This window comes from Bradyrhizobium sp. CB3481 (assembly GCF_029714305.1).
Taxonomy (GTDB): domain Bacteria; phylum Pseudomonadota; class Alphaproteobacteria; order Rhizobiales; family Xanthobacteraceae; genus Bradyrhizobium.
This window is the reverse complement of the sequence record NZ_CP121647.1, coordinates 86,860-98,262: the sequence shown is the minus strand read 5'-3', so window position 1 is coordinate 98,262 and position 11,403 is coordinate 86,860. Positions and strand designations below refer to the sequence as shown.

Below are 11,403 nucleotides of genomic sequence, written 5' to 3'. Positions count from 1 at the left end.
CCGTGGGCGCTACGCCACGCTCTCCAAAAACGCCTCTTCCGCGGCCTGCACCGCGTCGGGGGTTCCGACATGCATCCAGACGCCGTCGAGCCGCAGCCCAAACAGGCGCTCCTGCTCATTGGCGCGATCGAACATCTTGGTCAGCGAGAATTCGCCGGCGGGTGCATCGGTAAACAGCGCGGGCGACATGATCGCGGCGCCGGCATAGACGAACGGCACCACTTGGTGTTCCCTGCGCTTGCGCAGCGCGCCGTCTGGCAGCATTCCGTAGTCGCCGCGGCCGGCATAGCCGATGCTGCTCGTGGTCGGCGCCATCAACAGCAGGATGTCCATCCGCGCCGGATCGAAGGCCTCCGCAAGGCGCATCAGATTGGGCCGCACGCCATCGATCCACATCGTGTCGGCGTTGAGATGGAAGAACGGCTCCTTGCCGAGCAGCGGCAGTGCCTTCACCACCGCGCCGCCGGTGCCGAGCACCTCGTCGCGCTCGTCGGAGATGATGACGCGGGGCCAGGTCCGGCTCGCGGTATGCTCAATGATCTGGTCGGGCAGATAATGCACGTTGACCACGGCCTCGCTGACGCCGGCGCCGGCGAGCTTGTCCAGCACGTGGTCGAGCAGCGGCTGACCGGCGACGCGCACCAGCGGTTTTGGCATGTGGTCGGTCAGGGGGCGCATGCGCAGACCGAGACCGGCGGCAAGGACCATGGCTTTGGTGGGCGTAACGGGCATTCCCTAGCGTTCTTTCCAATCATTCAAATCGCGCCGCGGATCATACCACGGCGAATAGCCTATTGCAGTGACTGGGAGGCCATAGTTGCTGCATGTGACGGCCGTACGACAGCCGCTTTTGTGCCAACGTCAGGCGTTGGCGTCCTCGGCCCCGCGCTTGGCCGCCTTCTTTTTCTTGTCACCCTGCCTCAGGAAGTTGACGCCGATCTGGTCACCATTGACCCAGGCCAGTTCGCAGCGGCGATAGGCGAGGCCCGTGGACGACAGCAGCAGGAAGAATTCCTTCAGGTGCAGGCCTTCGACCGAGCCTTCGACCGTCAGCTTGGCGCCGGTCTCGGAGACGTCCTCCATCACGCAGTCGCGCCGCCAGGTGCCATCGATGCCCATCATGTGCGCCGCAAAGCCGCGCTCAAATACGACCCGATCTCCCCGGCGCCGTTCCGCTCCCGCCATGGCTGTGTTCCCGCTTCAAATCGGCTGTGCCATGCCTGTCCAGCATGGATCAGTTCGAGATTAAGGGCGGGGTGGCTAACAGGAGGTAAATCAGGGAACCGGCGGCGGTACGTTGGCGGCGTACCATGTGCGAAACGCCGCCAGCGCCGGATGGGCCAGCGAGCGGTTCAGATAGGTCCAGATCCGCGGCTGGTGGCGCAGATATTGCGGCTTGCCGTCGCGCCGGTTGAGCCGGGCAAAGGTGCCGAGCAGGCGCGTATTCCGCTGCGCCGACATGATGGCGTAGAGCTCGGCAAAGCTGGCCGGATCGAATTCGCTATCGGTTGCGCGGCGCGCCTTGATGTAGCGGGTCAGAAGCGCCAGCTCGAGCTGTTCGGGCACGTCGATCCGCGCATCCTGCAACAGCGACACCAGATCGTAGGCAGCAGGCCCCAGCACGGCGTCCTGGAAGTCGATGATGCCGACGCGCAGGATCCCCGTGCGCTCGGCGAGCCAGATGATGTTGGGCGAGTGAAAGTCCCGCATCACCCAGGTGCGCGGCGCCGCCGCCGGCTTCTCCAGTAGCGTCCGCCACATCGTGACGAACTCGTCGCGCCGCTCTTGGCTCACTTCCGCGCCGCGATCCGGCAGATACCATTCGAGCATCAAGCCCATCTCGACCAGCCATGCATCGATACCATAGACCGGGATATCGTAGGTGAGCTGCGGCGCCAGCGGCACTGTTTCGGGCAGCGGCTTGCGATGCAGCTCCGCCAGCATGTCGGTGGCGGCTTCGTAGCATTCCACGATCGGCTGCGGCGGATCGCCCTCGACAACGGCGGCGCTCCCGAAATCCTCTGTTATCAGGAAGCCGGCGTCGATGTCGGCATGGCGGATCGCCGGCGCCGAGAAGCCGTGCGCACGCAGGCCATTGTCGATGGCGACGAACGGCTTGACGTCCTCGGCGAGATGCACAGCCGCGCTGTAGGATTTCCCGTCATAGATCGCCGGCCCGTCCGGGCGGCGCGGCGAGTTCATCAGGATCGATGTGCCGTCCTTGCCGACCAGCCGTGCGTAGGAGCGCGTCGAGGCATCGCCGGGCATGCGCTCGCGTTCGGCGGTGAGGAAGCCGGCTTGAACGAGAAGTTTGCGCAACGCCTCGAGCCGCGCCACCTGCACGGCCGCCTTGCCATGGCCGGTGATTTCGGCGGCGCGTGCGGTGGAGCCGAGCGCGGGACGGTGGCTGAAGGCGATGTCGATGCGATTTTCGGGCAGTGCATCCGGCGCACGCTCCGGCCATTCGATCAGCGCCAGCGCGCCCTCCGGCAGCGGCGACAACCCGATTTCCTCCAGTTCGCTCGCATCATTGATGCGGTAGAGGTCGGCGTGGACAATCGGAAACGGCTGCTCGTAGCTCTGCGCCAGCGTGAAGGTCGGGCTCGGCACTTCCAGCGTGGGATCGCCGGCGAGATAGCGGATCATCGCGCGCGCCGCCGCGGTCTTGCCGGCGCCGAGATCGCCCGAGAGCGTGATCACGTCGCCCGGACTGACCAGCAGCGCGAGGTCGGCCATCAGATGCGCGGTGGCCGTCTCGTTCGCGAGCGCCACCGTAAATGTCGCAGGTTCGGTCATTCGGCGGCGTTGCGATGCGCGTTCTGGTCGACCGGGAAGTCGCAGGTGACGGAGGTGCCCTTGCCGACCACGGAATCGACCCGCACCTTGCCGCCATGCAGCTCGACGAAGGAGCGTACCAGTGACAGGCCGAGGCCGGCGCCGCGGTGCCGCGAGCCGTGCGAGTGGCTTTCGAACCAGTCGAACACCTTGTCTTTCACCTCGGCCGGAATGCCGGGGCCGCAATCGCTGACGGTGAAGATCACGCGATGCTCGGTCCGCCGCGCGCTGATCGTGACCGCTGCATCGTGCGGCGAGAAGCCGACGGCGTTGGCGAGCAGATTATAGAGCACCTGCACGACGCGCCGCTCGTCGCCGGTGAAGTTGCCGATATTGGGATCGATGTCGATCTTGAGCTCGATGCGGTCGGTGGCTAGGCGGTCCTGAATGCCTTCGGCGGCGGCCTGGATCGCCTTCTCGATGTTGACCGGGCCCAGCTCGAGCTTCATGGCGCCGGCGTCGATGGTGGCGAGATCGAGGATGTTGTTGGTGAGCGCCAGCAGCGCGTTGGTCGATTTGGTGACGTAGTCGAGATACTCGGCCTGCTTCGGCGTTAGCGGGCCGGTCGAGGGATCGCTGAGGAAATGCGCAAAGCCGATGATGGTGGTGAGCGGCGCGCGCAGCTCGTATGACACGTGGTGGACGAAATCCACCTTCATCTGGTCGGCGGCCTCGAGCGCCTCGTTGCGCTCGCGCAACGCCCGCTCGACATTTTCGGTGTCGGTGATGTCCTGGAAGGTCAGCAGCGTCGCGCCGTCGGGCAGCGGCATGGTCATGCAGTCAAGCACGCTGCCGTCCTTGCGCTCGAGCTTGAGCGCCACCTGCGCCCGGTTTTCTATACCCGTGATGGCCTCGCGCAGCGCTCGCCAGGTCAGCGCGTCGTCGAACAGCGGCTTGCACCAGGCTTCCACGGTCTCGATGTGCGGCTGCTCTTTGAGCGATTCCGCCGGTAGCTTCCACATCTTGGCGAAAGCCGGATTGAACAGCTCGACGCGGCCGTTGCTGCCGAACACCGCGACGGCTTCGGCCAGATTGTCGAGCGTTTCGTGCTGCACCCGGGTCAGGCGGTCGTAGCGGCGCGCGAGATCGAGGCTCTCGGTGACATTGTCGAACAGGTAGGTGACGCCGCCTTCGAGGTTCGGTGTGGTGACGACGCTCAGCGCGCGGCCGTCCGGCAGGAACCAGGTGTAGGTCGCCGGTTCGACGGCGCGGTAGGCCTCGTGCAGCTTGGCCTTCCAGGCGCGGAAGTCGGGCTGTTCGGGCAGCTTGCGCGCCGCCCGCAGCCGGTCGAGCACGCTTGAATCGTCGGGATTGGAATCGAGGAAAGCCTGATCGAGGCCCCAAAGCCGCCGGTAGGACTCGTTGTAGAACGCGAGCCGGCGCTGGCCGTCGAACACGGCGACCCCTGATGACAATTGGTCGAGGGTACGGCGATGGGCTTCCACCATCCGCTCCATGGCATCACGCAACTGCGCGGCCTCGCCGGCGTCGATGGCGATACCGGCAGTGCCGCCGCTGAGCTTGAGCGTCTGAATGTCGTAAATGCGCCGCTCGCCGCCGACCACGATCGGCAGCCGCGCGCTGAAGCTGGCATTATCGTTCAGCACCCGGTTCATCTCGGCGCGCTGATCGTTCTCGAGCAGTTCGAGGTTGCGGTGGATCGTATCCGCGACGCTCCTGCCCTCTGTCGCGCGGACATAGGCCGTGTTGGCGTAACGCAGATTGCCTTCGGCGCTCTTGGCCCAGATCGGCCATGGCGCCGCGGCGGCGAAGTTGCGCAACAGCTCGGTCTCCTCCAGCAGGGTCCTGTAGCGGAGATTGGATTCGGCAAGCTCGCGGCGCAAGCCGCCGAGTTCGCGAATCCTGACAATGGCTTGGCCGCCGATGGCGCGGCCCATCGCCTCGATGGCGCGGCCGTTGGAGGTCGAAAGATTGAGCAGAAAGCCCTCGCCGACCTCGCGCAGTGCGTCGACCGCATGATCCATCTGCAGCGCCGGTTCCGGCGGCAGCCAGGTTCCAAAGGCCAGGATCCGCTGCGGCGAACTCGCCAGCGCGTCCTGCGAGATCAGGAGCGAGGTATCGCCGCTGATCTGGGGCCGGTTGTCGCCGGCGGCCCAGGCGATCAGGACCTGGGGCTCGGCGAACAGCAGCGCGCGGAGCCGGTCGGCCTGCGCCTGCAGGTCGGTGATGTCTTGGCGGAGGTTGAGTTCCGTTTGGGTGGCCCGAATGCGGGTTCGCATCAGCAGGATCGCGGCCAGCACGGTGAAGCCGAGCAGCGATAGCGCCGTTGTCAGCGCCGCGAATTCCTGGTGATTGAGGTTGAATAGGGTCGAAATCGTCTGCCCGATCGACAGCTCGGCCGCCGCGGCGGGTTCCGGCGATGCGGAGAGGGTGGCGAGCGCAATCATGCCGTGGCGCGCCAGTGAGGTGCACGACAGCAGGGTTCGACGCATCGCAGCGGCTACGCCCGACATTATTTGCCCCAACTACGCGACTGCAGGCCCGGCACTACCCCCAGCGCATAATCCCGCCAAAAAATGAGCGGTTTGGCGTTGAGATTGTGCGCCGAATGAGGATTGAGCGCGCCCGGACCCAAAACAGGACCCCACTTTACCGGTCGTGCTCACACGAATCGAAGCGAGAGTATCCCGAGCGAGACTCGAGGGGTAAGAGTCCAGATCGTGAACGTGGGTAGGCTGTGAAAAAATCGGACCACTCACGGTTTCAGCGGACAAAATTGGCGCCGATCAGCGCCCGGTCGAGCCAAAACCGCCGCTGCCGCGTGCCGTCGATGACAGCGATGCGACCTGAACGAGCTCTGCCTGCACGACCGGCGCGATCACCATCTGCGCGATGCGTTCGCCGCGCCGGATCGGGAACGGTGCATCGCCATGATTGATCAAGAGCACGTTGATCTCGCCGCGGTAATCGGCGTCCACCGTGCCCGGCGAGTTCAGCACCGTGACGCCGTGCTTGGCGGCAAGCCCGGAGCGCGGCCGCACCTGCGCCTCAAAACCCCTGGGCAGCGCGATCGTGAGGCCGGTCGGCACCATCGCGTGCTTTCCGGGCGACAGGATCAGCGGCGTATCAGCGGGAACGGCGGCGAGCAGATCGAGCCCGGCGGCGTGAGCGCTCTGATAGGCCGGCAAGGCGAGGCCTTCGCCATGCGGCAGTTGGCAGACCTCGACTTTCACGCTTTCGCTCACGAATTCTTCTCCACGGCCTTGTTCGCTAGAGCCTCGGCGATCTTCGCCACCAGTTCGGCTGCGACTTGTTCCTTGGTCATCACGGGCCAGGAATCAACACCGATCTCTTCGCCGTCGCGCGTCAGCAAATGAACGGTGTTGCGGTCGCCGCCCATCACGCCTGTTGCGGGCGAGACGTCGTTGGCGACGATCCAGTCGCAGCCCTTGCGTGCGATCTTGGCCTTGGCGTTGTCGATCAGATGCTCGGTCTCGGCGGCAAAGCCGATCACCAGCGGCGGGCGCTTGTCCTTCAGCTTCGAGATCGTCGCTAAAATGTCGGGGTTTTCCACCAATGCGAGCTGCGGCGTGCCGCCGGAGGTCTTTTTCAGCTTCTGCTCGCCTTCATTGGCCACGCGCCAATCGGCGACCGCGGCGGCAAAGACCGCGATGTCGGCCGGCAGCGCGGCCTCGACCCGGTGCAGCATGTCGCGCGCCGATTCGACGCGGATGACGGTCACGCCAGTGGGATCGCGCAGCTCGACGGGACCGGTGACCAGCGTTACGTCGGCGCCCGCGGCCTGCGCGGCGGCGGCGATGGCAAATCCCTGCTTGCCGGAGGAGCGGTTGGCGATATAGCGCACAGGGTCGATCGCCTCATGGGTTGGCCCAGCCGTGATCAGCACGCGCTTGCCCAGCAGCGGCCGCGGCCGCGGCGGGCGGAGAATGTCGATGGCGGCGGCCGCGATTTCGACCGCTTCGGACATCCGTCCGACGCCGGCTTCGTTGGACTCGGCCATCTCGCCGGCATTGGGGCCGATCATGTGGACGCCGTCGCGGCGGAGCTGCATCACGTTGCGGCGCGTGGCGGCGTTGTTCCACATCAAGGGGTTCATCGCCGGCGCCAGCAGGATCGGCCGGTCGGCCGCCAAGAGAATGGCGCTGGCGAGATCGTCGGCATGGCCGTTCGCCATCTTTGCCATCAGGTCGGCGGTCGCCGGCGCCACCACGATCAGATCGCATTCGCGCGCGAGCCGGATATGGCCGGCGTCGAATTCGCTGCCGGGATCGAACAGGTCGGTGTAGACGCGTTCGTGCGACAGCGCGCTGGCGGAGAGCGGCGTAACGAACTGCTGTGCGGCCTTCGTCAGCACGCAGCGGACATCGACATGCCGCTCCTTCAGCCGCCGGATCAGCTCCAGCGATTTGAAAGCGGCAATGCCGCCGCCGATGATCAGGGTGACGCTGGCTTGTCCGGCCACGTTCGTGCGCTCGGCGCCTGCCCGGTCTGCTGCAGCGGGCGCTGCGGCCAACGGTGCGGCCGGCGCCGGGCTGCCCTCGCAATATTCGCGCAGGATCACCCGGACCTCTTCCTCGACCGAACGGCCATTCTTGGCCGAGCGCAGCCGCAGGTAGGACTTGATGCCGTCGTCGAGTTTTCGGATGGTCAGGCTGGCCATGGTGGGCCCTCCGGCAAGATATGCTATCAATGATAGCAATCTCGTGCTATCATTGCAATCATAGCTGGCGGATGGCGATCAAAATTCCAATAAAGGTCGCCGCGATGATCCACAGCGCCACCGTTCGCCAGCGGCTCTTGCGGCCCTCGGCGCGGCCCAGGGCTGCAATCGTCTCCGGCGACAGCGTGATGCCCTCCCGGGTCATCTTCTCCATGTGCTCGACCACGGCAACCGCCCGTGAGGCGATCGCGGGCAGGCTCGCCGCCACGCGGCCGAGTTCGCCCGCGCCGGACATCGCCCCCTGAACCCGCCCGAGCGGGCCGAGATTGCGCTCGATCCATTCCCGCACCACGGGATCGGCGACCTTCCAGATATCGAGCTTGGGGTCGAAGCCGCGCGCCACGCCTTCGACCACCACCATGGTCTTTTGCAGCAGGATCAATTCAGGCCGGGTCTGCATGTCGAACAGCCCGGTGACCTCGAGCAGCAGCGTCAGCAGCTTCGCCATCGAGATTTCTTCGGCGGTGCGGTTGTGGATCGGCTCGCCGATGGCGCGGATGGCTTGCGCGAAATTCTCCACCGAATGGTGGCCCGGCACATAACCGGCCTCGAAATGCACCTCGGCGACGCGGCGATAATCGCGGGTGATGAAGCCAAGCAGAATTTCGGCCAGGAAGCGCCGCTCCTTCAGCCCAAGCCGGCCCATGATGCCGAAATCGACCGCGACAAGCCGGCCGGCATCGTCGAGAAACAGATTGCCGGGATGCATGTCGGCGTGGAAGAAGCCGTCGCGCAGCGCGTGGCGCAGAAAACTCTGGATCACCTTGCGGCCGAGGTCGGGCAGATCGACCTGCGCCGCGGCAAGGCGGGCGTGGTCGTTCAGCGCAATGCCGTCGATCCACTCCATCGTCAGCACGTTATGTGTGGTACGGTCCCAGTCGACGGTGGGCACGCGGAAGTCCGGATCGTCGCGCGTGTTCTCCGCCATCTCCGACAGCGCGGCGGCCTCGAGCCGCAGGTCCATCTCCATCGCGACCGAGCGCGACATGGTGTTGATGACCTCGATCAGCCGCAGCCGCCGTGCCTCGGCCGAATGCGCTTCGGCATTGTGCGCGACAAAGAAGAAATCGGAGAGGTCGCGGCGAAAGCGTGAGGAGACATTTGGCCGGAGCACCTTGACGGCGACCGGCACGTGGACGCCGTTGCGCTCGACCTCGCCGCGATGCACTTGTGCGATCGAGGCCGCGGCGACCGCAGGTCCAAGGCTGACAAAGGCCTTTGCGAGCGGGCGTTCCAGTGAGGCGGCGATCACAGCCTCGGCTTCGCTATGCGAGAACGGCGGCAGCCGGTCCTGCAGGCTTTCCAGATCGCGCGCCATCGCGACGCCGACTACGTCCGGACGGGTGGCGAGAAACTGCCCGAGCTTGAGGTAGGCCGGGCCAAGGCGCGTCAACGCGCGCGACAGGCGTGGGCCGACCTTGGCGCCGGGCCGTTCGATCAGCCGCGCCAGGCGTAGCGCGAGTTGCCCGGGTGGCGGGACCAGGCTGGGGTCGACGACGCCGAACACGCCCTCGCGCGCGAACACGTAAGCGGCGCGGACCAGCCGCGCGATGTGGGTCGCCGCAGAGATCACAAACGCCAGCCCGAATGCAACGCGACGATGCCGCCGGACAGGCTCTGCCACTTCACCCGCGAAAAGCCGGCGTTCTGGATCATCCCGGCAAACACGTTCGGCCGGGGGAATTTCCGAATCGATTCGACGAGATATTGATAGGATTCCGCGTCGCCGGTCACGGCGCGGCCGAGCGGCGGGATCACCTTGAAGGAGAACTGGTCGTACAGCCAATCCAGCCCGGGCACGTCGACAGCGGAGAATTCCAGACAGAGAAAGCGGCTGCCCGGCCGCAACACGCGATAGGCCTCGGCCAGCGCCGCATCGATCCGCGGCACGTTACGAATGCCGAACGCGATGGTGTAGGCGTCGAACGAGCGGTCGGGAAAGGCGAGCGCCTCGGCGTTACCCTCGACAAAGGAGACCTGGTGGTCGAGATGCCGGGCCAGCGCGCGGTTGCGGCCGACCTCGAGCATGTCGCTGTTGATGTCGCAGACGGTGGCCTGGAAGCCGAAGCCGGAGGCCTCGGCTGCACGGAAGGCGATGTCGCCGGTGCCGCCGGCGACGTCGAGCAGCGCAAACGGCGCATCGTTTTTCGGCGGGTTGAGCGCCGTGATCATGATGTCCTTCCAGACCCTGTGCAGGCCCGCCGACATCAGATCGTTCATCAGGTCGTAGCGGGATGCCACGCTGTGAAACACGTCGTTCACCAGCGTCTGTTTATCCCCCAGGGGCACGTCCCTGAAGCCAAAATGGGTGGTTTGCTCCGGCCGAACCATTACATGTACTCCACTACCGGACCATAGCGCGCCCGGCGCAATGGCGCTATCACGTCACCTCCATAAGGTGAATGCCTGTATGCCTGAATTGCCCGAAGTCGAGACCGTCCGCCGCGGCCTGCAGCCGGCCATGGAGGGAGCGAAAATCCTCAAGGCGGAAGCCCGGCGCAAGGATTTGCGGTTTCCCTTTCAAAAAGACTTTACCACGCGGCTGGAGGGCCAGACCGTGACCGGTCTCGGCCGCCGCGCCAAATACCTGATGGCGGACCTTGGCTCCGGCGACGTTCTGGTGATGCATCTGGGCATGTCCGGCTCGTTCCGGGTGCTCGACGGCAGCCATGACAAGACGCCCGGTCAGTTTCATCATCCGCGCAGCGAGGATCGCGCACACGACCACGTCGTGTTTCACATGTCATCGGGGGCTTCGATCGTCTTCAACGACCCGCGCCGCTTCGGCTATATGAAGATCATCGCCCGCAACGCGCTGGAGGACGAGCCGCTGCTGAAGGATCTGGGCCCCGAACCGCTCGGCAATGAGTTCGATGCCGCGATGCTGGCGCGCTCGTGCCACAACAAGAAGACCAGCCTGAAGGCCGCGTTGCTCGACCAACGCGTGGTTGCGGGTCTCGGCAATATCTATGTCTGCGAAGCGCTATTTCGCTCGCAGCTCTCGCCCCGCCGCCTGGCGGCGACGCTGGCGACCAAGAAGGGCGAGCCGACCGACCATGCCGGGCGGCTGGTCGGCGCAATTCATTCGGTGCTCAATCAGGCGATCAAGGCCGGCGGCTCCTCGATCAGCGACCATCGCCTGACCTCCGGCGAACTCGGCTATTTCCAGCACTCGTTCCAGGTCTATGACCGCGAGGGCGAGAGGTGCCAGACCAAGGGCTGCAGCGGTATCGTGCGGCGCTTCGTTCAGAACGGCCGATCGACCTTTTGGTGTCCGAAATGTCAGAAATAACCGAAACCCCGACGCTCGAGACGGCGCGACTCATCCTGCGGCCGCTGGCGCTGTCGGATGCGCCGGCGATCCAGCGCCATTTCAACAACTGGAACATCATCCAGCATCTCGCACAGAACGTTCCCTGGCCATATCCGGAAGATGGTGCGGTGACGTTCATTGAGCGGGAGTTGGAGCGGGTCGCGGCGGGGGAAGTGATCTATAACTGGATGCTGGTGCTGCGCGGCGGCGACGGCGAGGCGATCGGGAATATCCGCCTGCGTCCGTGGGTCGACGATCCCAAGGGCAACCGCGGATTTTGGCTTGCTGAACGCTACTGGAATCAAGGCTTGATGACCGAGGCCGTCACGGCCGTAAATGATTTTGCCTTCCGTGTTCTCGGCGTCGACGTTCTGCACGTCTGCAACGCCGTAACCAATGAGGCGTCACGGCGGGTCAAGCAAAAGACCGGCGCCGAATTCGTCGGCTATGTCGAGCTTCCCCATCACAACGGTCAGACGCGCGCGGAAAGATGGCGCGTGACCCGGAAAAACTGGCTGCGCCGGGATCTGTAGCGGAGCGAAGCAATCCAGCG

At 65.3% G+C, this 11,403-nt stretch carries 10 protein-coding genes; 2 read left to right on the top strand and 8 right to left on the bottom strand.

Annotated features, from left to right (window positions below; translation table 11 throughout):
* Positions 1-9: 9 nt before the first annotated feature.
* The 8 genes from QA643_RS00430 to ubiE all read right to left on the bottom strand — a co-directional run bounded on the left by QA643_RS00430 (position 10) and on the right by ubiE (position 9,868).
* The gene (locus QA643_RS00430) at positions 10-732 is read right to left on the bottom strand and encodes a nucleotidyltransferase family protein (RefSeq protein WP_283031257.1); all 723 of its coding nucleotides are present in this window, start codon (positions 730-732) and stop codon (positions 10-12) included.
* A gap of 129 nt (positions 733-861) precedes the next feature.
* On the bottom strand, positions 862-1,185 hold the full coding sequence (locus QA643_RS00425) for a PilZ domain-containing protein (protein ID WP_283031256.1): 324 nt from the start codon (positions 1,183-1,185) through the stop codon (positions 862-864).
* Positions 1,186-1,275: 90 nt separating this feature from the next.
* Entirely contained in the window at positions 1,276-2,796 is a 1,521-nt protein-coding gene (gene tsaE / locus QA643_RS00420) for a tRNA (adenosine(37)-N6)-threonylcarbamoyltransferase complex ATPase subunit type 1 TsaE (protein ID WP_283031255.1), read from the bottom strand.
* Complete coding sequence (locus QA643_RS00415) at positions 2,793-5,309, bottom strand: PAS domain-containing sensor histidine kinase (RefSeq protein WP_283031254.1); 2,517 nt, start codon at positions 5,307-5,309, stop codon at positions 2,793-2,795. Before QA643_RS00415 ends, tsaE begins: the two co-directional genes overlap by 4 nt.
* A 273-nt stretch (positions 5,310-5,582) precedes the next feature.
* A complete protein-coding gene (gene dut, locus QA643_RS00410; RefSeq protein WP_283031253.1) occupies positions 5,583-6,041 on the bottom strand; it encodes a dUTP diphosphatase in 459 nt (152 codons plus the stop codon).
* Complete coding sequence (gene coaBC, locus QA643_RS00405) at positions 6,038-7,477, bottom strand: bifunctional phosphopantothenoylcysteine decarboxylase/phosphopantothenate--cysteine ligase CoaBC (protein ID WP_283031252.1); 1,440 nt, start codon at positions 7,475-7,477, stop codon at positions 6,038-6,040. Before coaBC ends, dut begins: the two co-directional genes overlap by 4 nt.
* Positions 7,478-7,535: 58 nt before the next feature.
* A complete protein-coding gene (gene ubiB / locus QA643_RS00400) occupies positions 7,536-9,110 on the bottom strand; it encodes a 2-polyprenylphenol 6-hydroxylase (protein ID WP_283035074.1) in 1,575 nt (524 codons plus the stop codon).
* A complete protein-coding gene (gene ubiE, locus QA643_RS00395; RefSeq protein WP_283031251.1) occupies positions 9,107-9,868 on the bottom strand; it encodes a bifunctional demethylmenaquinone methyltransferase/2-methoxy-6-polyprenyl-1,4-benzoquinol methylase UbiE in 762 nt (253 codons plus the stop codon). The genes ubiB and ubiE overlap by 4 nt, the downstream gene beginning before the upstream one ends.
* A gap of 79 nt (positions 9,869-9,947) precedes the next feature.
* Between ubiE and mutM the strand changes: the two genes are divergently transcribed.
* Together mutM and QA643_RS00385 are read left to right on the top strand one after the other, a co-directional pair.
* The gene (mutM, locus tag QA643_RS00390) at positions 9,948-10,829 is read left to right on the top strand and encodes a bifunctional DNA-formamidopyrimidine glycosylase/DNA-(apurinic or apyrimidinic site) lyase (RefSeq protein WP_283031250.1); all 882 of its coding nucleotides are present in this window, start codon (positions 9,948-9,950) and stop codon (positions 10,827-10,829) included.
* Entirely contained in the window at positions 10,817-11,383 is a 567-nt protein-coding gene (locus tag QA643_RS00385; RefSeq protein WP_283031249.1) for a GNAT family N-acetyltransferase, read from the top strand. Before mutM ends, QA643_RS00385 begins: the two co-directional genes overlap by 13 nt.
* Positions 11,384-11,403 lie beyond the last annotated feature (20 nt).